This window comes from Lysobacter sp. K5869 (assembly GCF_018847975.1).
GTDB lineage: Bacteria > Pseudomonadota > Gammaproteobacteria > Xanthomonadales > Xanthomonadaceae > Lysobacter.
In genome coordinates this window covers 76,645-91,225 of record NZ_CP072597.1, presented here as the reverse complement: position 1 = coordinate 91,225, position 14,581 = coordinate 76,645, and the positions used below count along the sequence as shown (strand labels likewise).

Sequence of the window (14,581 nt, the reverse complement as noted above, 5' to 3'; positions counted from 1 at the left end):
CGCGGATGGGGCCGGGTGCGGCGATCGGCGTCATCGGAAGGCGATGACGCCGGCGATCCGCGCGCCCTCAGCGCCGCCCCGGCGGCGCCCCCGGCCGGCGCGGGCGCGCCGGCTTTGCCGTTCCCGGGCTTTGGCGGCGCGGCGCCGGCGCCTGCCGTTCGAGCACGAAATCGACGAACGCGCGCAGCGGCGCCGGCATCTGCCGCCGGCTCGGGTAATAGAGGAAGAAACCCGGGAAGGCCGGCGTCCACTCGTCCAACACGCGCTGCAGGCGGCCGGCGTCGAGGTGCTCGCGCACGTGGAAGTCGAACAGATACGCCAGACCGACGCCGTCGAGCGCGGCGCGCTGGGCCACGTCGGGCTCGGTGACGATCAACGGGCCTTCGACCGCGGCTTCGAGCTTTTCGCCGCCGCGCTCGAATTCCCAGTGGTAGAGGCTGCCGTCGGTGGGCCAGCGGAAGTTGATGCAGCGGTGCCGGCGCAGCTCGCGCGGGTCGCGCGGGACGCCGTGGCGCTGCAGGTACGCCGGCGCGCCGACCACCATCATTTCCGCCTCGCCGCCCAGGCGCACGGTGACCATGTCCTGCTCGACCATCTCGCCCAGGCGCACGCCGGCGTCGAAGCGGCCGGCGACGATATCGACGAGGCGGTCGTCGGTGACCAGGTCGACGACGATGTCCGGATAGCGCGCATGGAACTCGCCCAGCAGCGGCGCGATGTGCTGCACGGCGGCGATGCGCGAGGCGTTGAGGCGCAGCAGGCCGGCGGGCGTATCGCGATCGTCGCGCACTTCGGCCACCGCCGCGTCGAGATCGGACAGCGCCGGCCGCAGCTTCGCCAACAAGCGCGCGCCGGCCTCGCTCGGCGCGACCGAGCGGGTGGTGCGGTTGAGCAAGCGCACGCCGAGGCGTTCTTCCAAAGTGCGGATCGTCTGGCTCAACGCCGACGGCGACAACCCCAGGTGCGCGGCCGCGCGCACGAAGCTGCCGTGCTCGGCGATGGCGGCGAAGGCGCGCAGTTCGGCGTAGTCGCTGCCGCGCATGGCTAGGAACCAGGAACCAGCGAAGAGGAACGAGGAACTAGAGGAAAAGCCGCGGAGGTGGGCGTGCGGCGCGGTGGGCCGGGCGAGCGGCTATCCGCGGCCGCGGCGCCCGCTCGCACTCGTTCCTCGTTTCTTTTCACTCGTTCCTCGCTCCAAGCCGCGACCCAGGCCGATTATGCACGGTTTTCTAAATGGCCCATGCGAACAATGCCGGATTAACGCAGTAGTGCGCGCGGCGCAGGATGCGCCCATTCCCACCGGAGACGCCTCCATGAGCACTGCCCGCACCGCCGCCGCCCTGCCGTCCTCGCTCACCGATTACCGCCTGCTCGGCCGCTCCGGCCTGCGCGTCTCGCCGCTGTCGCTGGGCGCGATGACCTTCGGCACCGACTGGGGCTGGGGCGCGGACGAAGCCGAGGCGCGCCGCATCTTCGACGCCTACGTCGAGCGCGGCGGCAATTTCATCGACACCGCCAACCAGTACACCGGCGGCACCTCCGAGCGTTTGGTCGGCCAGTTCGCCCAGGGCCGCCGCGACGAGTTGGTGATCGCCACCAAGTACACCCTGACCGCGCGGCCGAAAGACCCCAACGCCGGCGGCAACCAGCGCAAGAGCATGGTGCGTTCGGTCGAGGACAGCCTGCGCAAGCTCGACACCGACTACATCGACCTGCTGTACCTGCACGCCTGGGACGAGACCACGCCGGTCGAGGAAGTGCTGCGCGCGATGGACGATCTGGTCCGCGCCGGCAAGCTGGTCTACGTCGGCATCTCCGACACGCCGGCGTGGCAGGTCGCGCGCATGCAGGCCATCGCCGACCTGCGCGGCTGGTCGCCGCTGATCGCGCTGCAGATCCAGTACAGCCTGATCGAACGCACGGTCGAGCGCGATCTGATGCCGATGGCGCGCGAACTGGGCCTGGGCGTGGTGCCGTGGTCGCCGCTGGGCATGGGCGTGCTGACCGGCAAGTACAGCCGCGCCGATCTGGACCTCGGCGCCGGCGTGCCCGAAGCGGTGGGCACGCGCAAGAACGTCGCCGCCAGCCATGGCGCGTTGACGCCGCGCGCGCTGGATATCGCCGACGCGGTCAAGCAGGTCGCCTCGGAACTGGGCAAGACGCCGGCGCAGGTCGCGCTGGCGTGGACCTTGCTCGATCCCGCGGTCGCCTCGCCCATCGTCGGCGTGCGCACGCTGGCGCAGTTGGAGGACAACCTCGGCGCCTTGGAGGTCCGTTTCAGCGAAGAACAACGCGCGCGATTGGACGAAGCGAGCCGGATCGAGCTCGGCTTCCCGCACGATTTCCTGAAGTCGCCGATGGTGCGCGGAGTGATGTTCGGCGAAGTGACGCCGCCGCTGCGCGGATGAGCGCGGCGCCGGCGCGAGGCTCAGCGTCGCGCCGGCGCGGTCGGATCGTAGGAAGGCCTGCAGGCCCGATGCTTCGCGCTCACCGCGCGGAGCATCGGCTCCGCGGGCCTTCGCGCGTCACACGCCGTCGCAGCTGGTTTCCTGCAAGCCGCAAATCCGGTCGACCCAGGCGCGGAACCGGCCGCCTTCGACGCCGGTCTTGGCCGCGGGCTTGACCTCCAGTTCGGTGTCGCCCTCGAAATCGAGCGGGCCGTACTCGACCAGCGCCCAGCGCCCGGAGCAGCCCGCCAACTGGCCCGAGGCGACGAAGGCGTCGCTGTCGAACACGATGCCGTCGTGGCCGACCAGCACCGCCGGCGCCTTCGCCTCCGGCCGCGCACGGCCGACGCCGGCCTGCGACTTCACCGTGAGCTTGCGTCCGCTGACCCAGCCCTCGCCCTTGAACATCGGCCGCTGCGGGCCGTCGAACAGCGCGTCGTTGTCGCGCGCGCCGCGGATCTTGAACCAGCCGCCGCGGCCGGCGACGACCTCGACTTCGACCCGCACCTGCAACGATTCGATCTCGCTGCTGGGCCGCATCGGCGGCAAGGTGCCCAGCACCTTGTGCTCGGTGCCGGGGCCGGCGCGGACGTTGAGCCCGGCCGGATCGGTCTCGCTGACGAAGGCGCCGAACTTGCAGGCGGTTTCGCCGGCCGGCGGCGCGAGCGCGGCGGCGTGCGCCGACAAGGCGGCGCCGGCGAGCAGCAGCGTGGCGGCGAAGGCGGTGATGGCCGTGCGTGGCATGGGACGGGCTCCTTGCGTGGCGTCGCGCCCGGGGCGGGCCCGCCGATCATAAGCGCCGGCCGCGTCGCGCGAGCGGCCGAGGCGGCGGCGAAACGCCGCGCCGGCGCATTCTCTCGACACCTTCGCCGGTATAAGGTGGCGCACCCAGGAGATCCCCATGCGCGCGCCGCTTCGCTTCCCGACCGTTCTCGCCGCCGCCTTGTGCGCGCTTTGCTTCGTTCCGGCGATGGCCGCGTCGTCGGCGCCCGCGACGGCCGCGCCCGCGACGCCGTCCGCCGGCGAAATCACTCATGGCCGGTTCGTGCGCACGCCGGTGCGTCTGCCGCAGGGCGAGGTCAAGCGCTTCGTGATGTGGTTCGCCGACGGCCTCGACGCGGCCGCGCGCAAGACCCGGGTCGATGCGCTGGCCGCCGACGGGGCGATGGTGGTCACCGTCGAGATGGCCGCGCTGGAAGCGGTGCTGCGCAAGGACGGCGGCAAGTGCAATTTCTCGTCCGGCGACGTGGAGAATTTCTCGCGCTACGTGCAGGCCTATTACCGCTTGCCGACCTATCACTTGCCGCTGCTGATCGGCGACGGCGAAGGCGCCGCGTTCGCCTACGCCATCGCCGCGCAGGGCAATGCGGGCCTGTTCGCCGGCGCGGTGTCGCTGGGGTTCTGCCCGAGCCTGCGCCTGCCGCAGGCGCTGTGCCCGACCGGCTCGCTGAAGCTGCAAACGCAGGGCGCGCACGCGCAGTTGCAGCCGCGCCCGCTGCAAGTGCCGTGGCTGTCGTCGGCGCAGGCGGGCGCCGCGGCGGCGTGTCCTGCGGCGCAGGTCGATGCCTTCGTGCAGGCGATCCCGCAGGCGCGCACGTTCAAGCGCACCGCGCGCGGCGACGCGCTGCCGGGCCTGCGCGCGGCGCTGGCCTCGCTCGGCGCGCAGCGCCACGCCAGCCTGCCGCCGCCGCCGGCGGATCTGGCCGGGTTGCCGGTCAACGAACTGCCGGCGCGCTCCGGCGGCAACACCGACACCTTCGCCGTGTTCGTCTCCGGCGACGGCGGTTGGGCGGACGTCGACAAGAGCATCAGCAAGCGTTTGACCGAAGCCGGCGTGCCGGTGGTCGGCATCGATTCGCTGCGTTACTTCTGGACCCCGCGCACGCCGCAGAGCTTCGGCGTCGATCTCGACCGCATCGTGCGTTACTACCGCGCGCAGTGGAAACGCGAACGGGTGATCCTGATCGGTTTCTCGCAAGGCGCCGACGTGCTGCCGGGCGCCTACAACCAGTTGCCCGAAGCCACCCGCGATTCGGTGCGGCTGACCGCGCTGATGTCGCCGGGGCAGAACGCCGAATACGAATTCCACCTCAGCAACTGGATCGGCAGCAGCGGCAAGGGCCTGCCGATCGCGCCGCAAGTGGCGCAGATGCCGGCGCCGCGCGTGCTGTGCATCTACGGCAGCGAGGACGCCGACGCGCTATGCCCGCGCTTGCCCGCGGGCGGCGTGCGGATCGAGAAGATGCACGGCGATCACCACGTCGACGGCGATTACGACGGCGTCGCCGCGCGGGTGCTGTCGGCGGCGGGCATCGCCGCGGGGGCCGCGCCGGCCTCGCCCTGAGTTTCCGGCGCGCTGCGCGGGAAACGGGCGACCAAACGCTCGCCGTCGTCGTGGCGGCGCGGGTCGAGCGAGATCAAGCGGGTGACATCGAGCAGCGCCGCCGGCAGATGCATGCCGCCCGGCGCGGCGAGATAGCGGGTGCGCCAGACCGGATCGAACTTGGCCTTGAACCGGCGCAGCCCGACGAAGCCGTAGAACCGCTCGCCGTGGCGCGCGATCAGATTGGCGAAGCGGTTCCAGCGCCCAGCCAGACGGTGCTGGGCCAGGCCCGACAGCGGCGCCATGCCGAGCGAGAAGCGTTCGAAGCCGTGTTCGCGGCCCCACAGCAGCAACTCGGCGAACATGAAATCCATAGTGCCCTTCGGCGCTTCGGCAGCGTGGCGCATCAGGTCGATCGACAGTTCGCGGCCGTTGGTCGCGTTCCACACGTTGGCGAAGGCGACGACGCGGCCCTCGTGTTCGATCAGCGCCACCGGCAGGCGTTCCAGATACGCGTTGTCGAAGCTGCCGAGCGAGAAGCCTTTTTCTTCGCCGGACTTCAGCTCCAGCCATTGATCGGAAATCTCTTCCAGCACCGGCAGCAGCGCGCCGACTTGGTCCGCGGGCACGATGCGGAAACTCAGGCCCGAGCGCTTGCCGCGGTTCCAGGCTTGGCGCAGGTCGGCGCGGTTGGCGCCCTGCAGATTGAAGTCGGTCAGCGGCACCAGCGCTTCTTCGCCGAGCTTGACCAGGGTCAGGCCGAGATCGAGATAGGTCTGCCAATGCTGCTCGCCGACTTGGTAGAACACCGGGCGCACGCCCATGCGGTCGGCTTCTTCGCGGAAGCGCCAGATCAGCTCGCGCGCGACCTCCGGCGGGCCGATCGGGTCGCCCATCGCGATCAGCGAGCCGCCGTAGCGCTGCATCATCATCAGGCCGCGCTGCTGCGGATCCAGCAGCAGCGCCTTGTCGCCGGTCAGCGCGAGGTGCGCCTGGCTGTCCTCGGCCTGGGCCAGGATCGGGCGAATGTCCTCGAGCTGGGCCTCGGTGGCCGCCGGCAGCGCGGTGCGCGCGGCGTGCAGCAGCCGCGCCAGACCGAACGCGATCACCGCCACGCTGACCAGCAGCATCGCCCGCAGCGCGCGCGGCGCGTTGCCGGAGACCAGGAATTCCCACCACAGCTCGTTGCGGTATTCGACGTGGCTGTAGGCGAAGAACAGCAGCCAGATCGCGGCGATCAGCACCAGCCCGAGGTTGCGCAGCCAGCGCCACGACCACGCCTCGTCGAGCAGCGCGCCCTGGCGGTAGAACTCGCGCCGCGCCGCCCACAGCGCCAGCGCCACCAGCGGCGGCGCCAGCGCCAGCAGCCAGTGGCCGCCGCGCAGCCACGACGGCAGCGGCAGCAGGATGCACACGCCCAGCGCCAGCGCCCAGGCGGCGTGGCTGCGCCGCTGCAAGCCCTGGCCGATCAGCAGCAGGCCGACGCCGCCGAGGCTGGCGAGCAACTGCGAGGTTTCGATCAGCGGCAGCGGCGCGTGGCTCAAACGATGCTGCGGCTTGGGCAAGGTGCCGTCGAGGATCAGCGCCGCGCCGAGCACGAACGCGGCCAGCGCGATCACGTGCGGCAGCCACGGCCGCACCGCCAGCCAGCCGGTGCGCAGCGCGCTGGCGCTCTGCGCGACCGGCCCGCGCGCGGAGGCGAACAGGCCGAGCACGGTCGCCAGCACCAGCGGCGCGGCGTAGTAGGTGATGCGGTAGGCCAGCGCCGCGGCCAGCAAACTGGCCGGTGCGACGTTCGGCAACAGCTTGAGCAGGCTCCACTCGAACACGCCGATGCCGGCCGGCACGCTCGACACCAAGCCCGCCAACACCGCCACCAAATACAAACCGACGAAGCCGACGAAACTCGTCCCCGACGCGGCCGGAATCGACGGCGCCAGCAACACGTACAGCGCGCCGCCGGCCAAGGCCAGTTCCACCACGCTCAGCGCGGTCACGCTGAGCACGGTGCGGCGGTCGGGCAGCCACAGCGCGTGTTCGCGGAAACGCAGGGTGCGGCCGTCGCGGCCGACCAGCATCAACAAGGCGAGAAAGGCGATGGCGACCGCGCCGCCGGCGACGCGGATCGCGTCTTCGCTCAGCGGCAGCAACAGCGCCGCCGGCGCGGGCTCGAACACCAGCGCGCAGGCCAGCAGCACCCAGGCGCCGAACACGAAGCCGAGCGTGCTCATCAACACCACTTGGCCGATGTCGGCCAGCGACAGCCCGGCTGCGCCGTAGCCGCGCAGGCGCACCGCGCCGCCGGTGAGCGCGGCGAAGCCGAGGGTGTGGCCGACCGCGTTGGCGAGAAACGCGGTGAGGATCAGCCGCACCGGTTTGACCTTGGCCGAGTTGCGGCGCAGGCCGATGGCGTCGAATCCAACCAAACAGCCGTAGCTGGCGAGGCCGAGCGCAAACGCCAGGGCGATGCGAAGCGAGTCGATCTGCCGGAACGCCTCTTTGATCGAGCGATACCCGTGCTCGGTGAACTCCCCCGCCAGCGCGTGCAGCGCCAAGGCCAGGATCGCCAGACTGGCGAGCATCGACAGGGCGCGGCGCCAGTTGGAAGCGGCGGCGGTTGCGGCGGCGGGCGCGGGGGCGGCGGGTTGGGAGCTCATGCGGCGGGGGCGGCGAAGGTGGAGAAAGCTTTCAGCAAACCGCGCTAAAACGGAATGATGGGCGGGCGGATGGTTCGTATCGGTGAGTAACCGGTCGAGGAATCGCCGGCGGCGGATTATCGGCGAGGGCGCCTTCGAGCGGTGTCGGAACGACGCGCGCTCAGCCGGCGAGGATGCGGTCCCAGACCGCCGGCGCGCCGATGATTTCCTCGACGAAGGCCACGAACGCCTCGACCTTGCGCGGCCGGTACTCGCGTCCGGGATACACCGCGTGGATGCCGATCGGCAGCAAGCACCAATCCGGCAGCACCTCGACCAGCCGGCCGGCGGCGAGTTCCTCGGCGACGGCGAACGTGGCGGTCTGCAGGATGCCGTCGCCGCGCAGCGCGGCATCGACCAACGGCACGCCGTAGTTGGCGCGCAGCCGGCCGCGCACCGGAATCCGCAGCGGATCGCCGCGGCCGTGGAATTCCCAGGTCGGGTGATCGCGGAACAAGGTGTAGTGCAGGCAGTCGTGCTCGGCGAGCTGCTCCGGCGCGGCCGGCGCGCCGCGCCGGGCCAGATACGCCGGCGCGGCGACCAGGATGCGCCGGGTCTGGGCGATGCGCCGCGCGACCAGACGCGAATCGGCGAGCGCGCCGATCCGGATCGCGCAGTCGAAGCCTTCGCCGATCAGGTCGACGTAGCGGTCGTCGAACTGCACGTCCAGGGCGATGCCGGGATGGCGGTCGAGGAACTCGCCCAGGCGCGGCATCACGTACATGCGGCCGAAGTTCATCGGCAGCGACACCCGCAGCTCGCCGCGCGGCTGCGCGGCGCGGTCGCGCGCGCGTTCGCCGGCGGCGAGGATCTGCGCCAGCGCCGGCGCCACCTCGGCGTAGTAGTCGCGGCCTTCCTCGGTGAGGCTCAGGCGCCGGGTCGAGCGGTTGAGCAGCTTGGCGCCCAGGCGCGCCTCCAGCGCGCTGAGCCGGCGGGTGATCGCGCCGGGGGTGACTTCGAGCTGGCGCGCGGCGGCGGTGAAGCTGCCGTGGCGCAGGATCGCCTCGAAGGCTTCGAGCTCGGAATACAGGCCGCCGATCATTATTGAGAGTCGCTCAATGATGAGTTGTTGGCGCGATCCTATATCGGTTCGATGCTCAACAATAGTCTGTGCGTCCCGACCCCAGCCCGTCCCGGAGCCCGTCATGGACGCTTTCCAGCTGCAAGGCATCACCCTCGATTCCCTGCGCCGCGTCGATCTGCCCGAACCCCAGCCCGGCCCGGGCGAGGTGCGCATCCGCGTCGCCGCCGCCTCGGTCAATTACCGCGATTACGCGCTGGCCATCGGCCGCTACCAGCCCGAGCTGCCGCGCCCGTTCGTGCCGCTGTCCGACGGCGTCGGCCGGATCGACGCGCTCGGCGCGGGCGTGAGCGGTTTCGCCCTGGGCGAGCGGGTGATCGGCCACTACACCACGGCCTGGTTGGACGGCCCGTTCAAATCCGAAAACCACCTCAGCAAGCTCGGCGGCCCGCTCGACGGCTGGCTGGCGCGCTGGATCGTGCTGCCGGCGAACGCGGTCGCGCGGGTGCCGGATTATCTGGACGACGCGGCCGCCTCGACCTTGCCGGTCTCCGGCCTCACCGCCTGGAGCGCGCTGCGCAAGCTCGAACTCGCGCCCGGCGCCAGCGTGCTGGTGCAGGGCAGCGGCAGCGTCTCGCTGATGGCGCTGCAATTGGCGGCGGCGCGCGGGCACGACGTGATCGCCACCACCGGCGATCCGGCCAAGGCCGAGCTGCTGCGTTCGCTCGGTGCGCGCGCGACGATCGATTACCGCGCCACGCCCGACCTGCCCGCCGCGGTGCGCGCGCTGACCGGCGGCCGCGGCGTCGACGGCATCGTCGATGTCGTCGGCGGCCAGCAACTGCTGTCGCTGCTCGGCGCCGCCGCCGACAACGCGCATATCGCGTTGATCGGCTTCCTCGACAGCATGGACGTGGCCGGCAATCTGATCGGCCCGATCATGGCCCACCAGCTCAACCTGCACGGCGTCAGCGTCGGCAGCCTCGCCGACTTGCGCGCGTACCTGGACGAACTCGCCGCGCGCCGGATCGCGCCGGTGGTCGGCGAGCGCTTCGGCTTCGACGACGGCGCCCGCGCCATCGCCTCGGTGGCCGGCGCGCGCACGCCGGGCAAGCCGGTGGTGCTGTTCGACTGAATCCTGAACAGGCGACGACCTGCGGCCAACCCTAGGCCGCGCGTGCCGGAGGGGCGAAACGCCCGTCCGGCGCGGTTTTGCCTAGGGTCCGTCCCAGCTTTCCGTCCCCCGATGCGCGGGCGCATGGTAGCCATACGCTATCGAGCAGGGGACAAGACCATGATCTACGATCGGTTCGGCGACTTCGCGGTCCGCTACAACCCGCCGCCGCCGCCTCCCCCGCCGCCGCCGCCGCCGCCGAAGCCCGATCCGTTGCCGCACGGCGACGGCAGCTTCGCCGGGCAGATCGCCGGCAAGGACCCGAAGCAGGGCACCGATCTGCAGTTCGCGCAGATGGCCAACGACGTCTACACCCAGATTCCCGCCGACGCGACCGGCAACGCCGCCGCCACCGGCACCAAGTCCGGCGCCGAGCTCGAAGCCGCCGGCTGGGACCGCCTGCAACCGCAGGGCGATCATCTGGTCGACAACCAGGGCCGCGAGATTCCGATCGACCCGTCCGAACTGGAAGACCCGCAAAGCGGCTTCCGCGCGGCGATCTACCAGAACGACAAGGGCCAGTACGTGGTCGCCTTCGCCGGCACCAACGACTGGGGCGTGGGCGAGGGCGGCGACTCCGACGACAACCTCGGCCAGGGCGCCGGCTTCCAGACCCAGGAATACAGCCAGGCGATGGCGCTGGGCCGCCGCGCCGAGGCGGTGTTCGGCGACGGCAACGTCGCCTTCGCCGGGCAGTCGCTCGGCGGCGGCCTCGCTTCGGCGGCGACCTTGGCCACCGATTCGGCCGGCGTCACCTTCAATTCCTCCGGCCTGAGCAACGACACGCTCGAGGACATGGGCTTCAACCCCAACGCGGTGCGCGGCGAGGTCTCCGACAGCGGCCAGATCCGCCGCTACGTGGTGAACTACGAACCGCTCAACACCGTCCAGCAGGACGTGCCGATCCTCAACATGGCGCCGAATGCGGTCGGCCGCGAGTTCCGCGTCGACATCCCCGACGGCATCTCGCCGTTCGATCCGGCCGCCACCCACGGCGGCGGCGGCGACGGCGCGTCGTATGTCGAGGCGCTGCGCAGCGAAACCCCGTACCGCCCCGACGGCCTGTTCTTCAACGGCGACAAGCTCGAAGACAAGACCCTGGAACGCGGCGCCGAATTCGTCTTCAACGGCGTCGGCAGCATCCTGGAGAACGGCTCGGGAATGGTCAGCGACGTGATCGACGACGTCTCCAACAAGGTCGACGACATCAACACCACCATCGACACCAAGTTCGCCCAGGGCGATTACGTCGAAGGCAGCTTCGACATCGCCGGCGACGTGATCGAAGGCGGCTTCAACGCCGTCGGCGACATGGGCAAGGGCACGCTCAATCTGATCGGCGACCTGTCCACCGACGTGACCAACTTCGGCGGCGGCGTACTGCGCGACCTGGGCGAGTTCACCGGACTGGAGACGCCGTTCAACGGTCTGGCCAGCGTGGTCGAGGGCACCGGCGAGGTGGTCGACACGGTCGCCGAATTCGGCGGCGACACGGTGGAGTGGGTGGCCGACGGCCTGGGCACGGTCAGCGAGGGCGTGGTCGATCTGGCCGGCGACGTGGGCCAGGGCATCAGCGACGGCGTCGAGTCCGGCGTGAACTGGGTCAAGAGCTGGTTCTGAACCGGCGCGTGCGCCGGTTCCGATCTCGATCCAGATCCAGATCCCGAGCCCGAGCCCGCCGCGCATCCGCGCCGCCCCGGGCGCGCGCATCGCGCGAACGCGCACGGCCGCCGCGTTGCGGCCGTCGCGAACGCTGACCTATGCTGAGCCCATGCCGACTTCCCGCCGACTTCCCGCCGAACCCCGCGTCGCGCGCCGGCCGCTGTCGGCGCCGCGCGCCGCGTTGCTCGGCGCGTTGATGCTGGCCGCTTGCGCCGCCTGCGCACGACAAGGACCCGATCCGATGACCCAGAAGATCTTCGCCGCCAGCGGCAACGCCCAGTTGGCCGAGGCGGTGCGCGAGGGCGACACCCAACTGCTGCGCGAACTCATCGCCGCCGGCGGCAATCCCAACGCCCAGGGCGAACACGGCACCACGCTGCTGCAATGGGCGATCCGCAGCGGCAGCCGCTCCGGCTTCGACGCGCTGTTGAAGGCCGGCGCGGATTACCGCCGCCACGACGAAGCCGGCGCCAGCGCGCTGCACACCGCGGCCGAATCCTCCAGCGAATACTTCCTCGAACGCTTGCTCGCCGACGGCGCCGACGCCAACACGCCGAACGCGGTGAACCGCGCGCCGCCGCTGTTTTCGGCGCTGAAGGCGCGGCGCCAGGACAACATCGAACGGCTGCTGCGCGCCGGCGCCGACCTCGGCGCGGCCGACCGCCAGGGCGGCACCGCGCTGCTGCTGGCGGCGCAGATCAACGACACCGCGTCGGTGCTGGCGTTCCTGAAAGCCGGCGCCGACCCGCATGCGCGCGACCGCGCGGGCGCGACGTTCCAGCGCTATCTGTACATGGGCGACGAACGCCTGCTCAAGGGCGAGGCCAAGCGCGATCTGAACGCGATCCAGGATTGGCTGCGCGCGCACCACATCGCGATCGAGGACGGCGTGCAGAGCTGAGGCGGGGCGTTGCGTGGTTTCCTGATGCGCCGTCGCGGCTCGCGGCGGCGTTTCTTTTTGGGCGCTGGCGTTGCGTGAGGTTTCGCGGCTTATGCCTGGATGAAGCCCTGGATCCCCGCGTTCGCGGGGATGACGGCGGGTGGGGCGCTGGCAATCGGTGTTTGCCGGGCGGTGTTGAGGGGCGGAGCGCGCTGCGCTAGCGCGGGAGGCGATGCGATGCAACGCGATTGCGGATGCTCGCTTCGCGCCTGGATTCAAACTCGGCATCGCAACCATCGCAACCATCGCAACCGCGGTAGCCGCCGCAACTGCCGCGGCGACCACAAAAAAACGAACGCCCGCGAATGCGGGCGTTCGTCGTTACCGTCGATCAGCGAACGATCACGGAATCAACTGGCAGCTCGCCGGCTTCGCCGAAGTGAACAACGCCGAAGTCGCCCATTCCGGGTGGTCGATGAACGGATTGCGGTTGCCCTGGAAGCTGAAGACCACTTCGTTGCGGGCCTTTTCCGCGGCGTCCGGCGGGTCGGCCTGATGCCACTGCAGCAGCGTGCTCAGCAAGCCCATGTAGGCCGGCGAGGACGAGGTGATGACGATCTTGCTGCGGTCGTCGGTCAGCTCCAGGTCCGGCTCGCTCTGCCCGGTGTTGGCGTCGGCGCCGCCTTCGTAGCGGATCGCCATGTACATCACCGCGCGCGCCATGTCGCCCTTGCGCTTGCCCCACACCTCGAACGAACCGCCGTTGCCGTCGGGCGTCTTGAACCAGTTCGAGTTGCCCGGATAGGAACCGCTGCCGCCGCCGCTGCCGTTGTTGACCTCGGTGACGCGCTCGCCGCAGCCGCTGCTCAGCGAGCAGTTGGCGTAGGGCTTGTTGCCGCGGTCGGCGTTGTAGGCCGAGTCGGTCAGATACAGCATGTGGGTGTCGGTGTACGGCGCGTTCGGCAAGCCCTTGTCGCCGGTGGTGGTGCCGAAGCCCAGCGAGTTCGGCCAGCTGTGCTCGCGGTTGTACTTCAGGCCGCTGCCGCTGCCGGCGCGGTCGCTGACCTTGACGTAGCTGCGGTTGCGGTAGGCGTCGAGGATGCGGCCGGAGTTGTTCGGATCCTCGTCGGCGATCTCCAGGATGCTCCAGGTGTTGGTGGTGCCGCCGCTGTACGGATAGACCGTGTGGCCCTTGATCGTCTCGTGCAGCGAGCAGCGCAGCTGGCTGGCGCTGGAGGTGTTGACGTGGCTGTAGTAGCCGGTCGGCGTGCCGCCGCCGCTGGCGACGTTGAAGTTGACCACGGTGTTGGCGGCCGGCGCGGCGCCGCCGCTGTCGGCGACCTTGCTCGCCACCACGGTGAAGGTGCAGGCCTCGCCGGCGTGCAGCGCGGTGCCGGTGGACGCGGTGATGGCGGTGCCGCTGGCCGGGTAGGTCAGGGTCACCGCGCCGGAGGTCGCGCACTGCAGAGTCAGCGCGCCGGCGGCCAGGCTCACCGCTTCGCTGAAGTTGACCGACAGGTCGCCGGCGGCCGGGAAGTTGGTCGCGCCGGCGCTGGGCACGGTCGAGACCACGCTCGGCGGCGTGTTGGCCGGCGCGCCGGTGAAGGTCTGGCCGTTGTTGCAGGCGCCGAAGGTCTGGGTGGCCGAGTTCTGCCAGGCGAAGTTCGAATACTGGCTGCCGTTGCCCGACAGCTGCAGCGAGGTGCCGGCCGCGGTGGAGCCGGATTCGGACACCGGCAGGTTGACGCTGGTCTTGCCCGAGGCCGCGCCGCCGCTGGCGGTGATCTGGCCTTCGTAGCTGAGAAACTGGACCACGTTGCCGGCGCCGTCGACCAGGGCGAAGCCGTCGTTGGGGCCGTTCTGCAAACCGTTGGTGGGGTAGCTCAGGGTGGAAATGCGCACGGTGCCGCCGCAGGTCACCAGATTGCCGGCCGGCAGCAGGTCGCTGTCGTACTGGGTCGCCGCAGACGGGGTGGAGCCGTTGTAGAGCACGATGCGGTAGTCGCTGAGGGTTTCGCCGGCCGTGGCCACCACTTCGATGCGCTCGCCGACGTCGCCGGAAGACGTGGCGTCGTCGTAATGGAATTCGTTGACGAACACCGCGGCCGAGGCCATCGACGGCAGCAGCGCGGCGACGGCGAGGGACAGCGCGCTGGCGCGGCGCACACGCGAAACGAGAGAACAGCCAGAAACTGACTTGCGCATCAAACGGCTCCTTGTGATTGGCGTCGCGCGGCCGCGTGCAGGAGGCGGCGATCGACGGGGTGACGACGCGCCCTCCCCAGGACGCGCGTTCGAGTCTATCCAGCCTTTGTGACATCGCCCGCGACGCGCGGCCATCGGCGGACAGGAAAAGCGCGACCCGGGTCGCGCAATGA

9 protein-coding genes and 1 pseudogene are annotated in these 14,581 nt (G+C 70.7%); 5 read left to right on the top strand and 5 right to left on the bottom strand.

Annotation, left to right across the window (positions count from 1 at the left end):
- Window positions 1-67: 67 nt before the first annotated feature.
- Entirely contained in the window at window positions 68-1,042 is a 975-nt protein-coding gene (locus tag J5226_RS00350) for a LysR family transcriptional regulator (RefSeq protein ID WP_215837885.1), read from the bottom strand.
- Window positions 1,043-1,313: 271 nt separating this feature from the next.
- Here J5226_RS00350 and J5226_RS00345 point away from each other — a divergent pair, with 271 nt between their 5' ends.
- Complete coding sequence (locus J5226_RS00345) at window positions 1,314-2,408, top strand: aldo/keto reductase (RefSeq protein WP_215837884.1); 1,095 nt, start codon at window positions 1,314-1,316, stop codon at window positions 2,406-2,408.
- Between the two features lie 117 nt (window positions 2,409-2,525).
- On the opposite strand, the gene J5226_RS00340 is transcribed toward J5226_RS00345, so the two are convergent.
- Window positions 2,526-3,191: an SH3 domain-containing protein gene (locus tag J5226_RS00340; protein ID WP_215837883.1), complete on the bottom strand. Its 666-nt coding sequence runs from the start codon at window positions 3,189-3,191 to the stop codon at window positions 2,526-2,528.
- Window positions 3,192-3,348: 157 nt separating this feature from the next.
- Here J5226_RS00340 and J5226_RS00335 point away from each other — a divergent pair, with 157 nt between their 5' ends.
- Window positions 3,349-4,791, top strand: coding sequence for an AcvB/VirJ family lysyl-phosphatidylglycerol hydrolase (locus J5226_RS00335; RefSeq protein ID WP_215837882.1), 1,443 nt, complete (start codon window positions 3,349-3,351; stop codon window positions 4,789-4,791).
- A 50-nt stretch (window positions 4,792-4,841) separates the two neighbouring features.
- Here the strand turns inward: J5226_RS00335 and mprF are convergent.
- Together mprF and J5226_RS00325 are read right to left on the bottom strand one after the other, a co-directional pair.
- Window positions 4,842-7,427, bottom strand: a pseudogene (mprF, locus tag J5226_RS00330) (bifunctional lysylphosphatidylglycerol flippase/synthetase MprF); the annotation flags it as partial.
- A gap of 160 nt (window positions 7,428-7,587) precedes the next feature.
- Complete coding sequence (locus tag J5226_RS00325) at window positions 7,588-8,508, bottom strand: LysR family transcriptional regulator (RefSeq protein ID WP_215837880.1); 921 nt, start codon at window positions 8,506-8,508, stop codon at window positions 7,588-7,590.
- A gap of 103 nt (window positions 8,509-8,611) precedes the next feature.
- On the opposite strand from J5226_RS00325, the gene J5226_RS00320 reads away from it, so the two are divergent.
- The 3 genes from J5226_RS00320 to J5226_RS00310 all read left to right on the top strand — a co-directional run bounded on the left by J5226_RS00320 (window position 8,612) and on the right by J5226_RS00310 (window position 12,224).
- Window positions 8,612-9,622 (top strand): NAD(P)-dependent alcohol dehydrogenase, encoded by a 1,011-nt coding sequence (locus tag J5226_RS00320; RefSeq protein WP_215837879.1) that lies wholly within the window; start codon window positions 8,612-8,614, stop codon window positions 9,620-9,622.
- Window positions 9,623-9,781: 159 nt separating this feature from the next.
- Window positions 9,782-11,281 (top strand): hypothetical protein, encoded by a 1,500-nt coding sequence (locus J5226_RS00315; RefSeq protein ID WP_215837878.1) that lies wholly within the window; start codon window positions 9,782-9,784, stop codon window positions 11,279-11,281.
- Window positions 11,282-11,564: 283 nt separating this feature from the next.
- Window positions 11,565-12,224, top strand: coding sequence for an ankyrin repeat domain-containing protein (locus J5226_RS00310; RefSeq protein WP_215837877.1), 660 nt, complete (start codon window positions 11,565-11,567; stop codon window positions 12,222-12,224).
- A gap of 381 nt (window positions 12,225-12,605) precedes the next feature.
- Here J5226_RS00310 and J5226_RS00305 read toward each other — a convergent pair whose 3' ends face one another.
- On the bottom strand, window positions 12,606-14,408 hold the full coding sequence (locus J5226_RS00305; protein WP_215837876.1) for an endonuclease: 1,803 nt from the start codon (window positions 14,406-14,408) through the stop codon (window positions 12,606-12,608).
- Window positions 14,409-14,581: the final 173 nt, after the last annotated feature.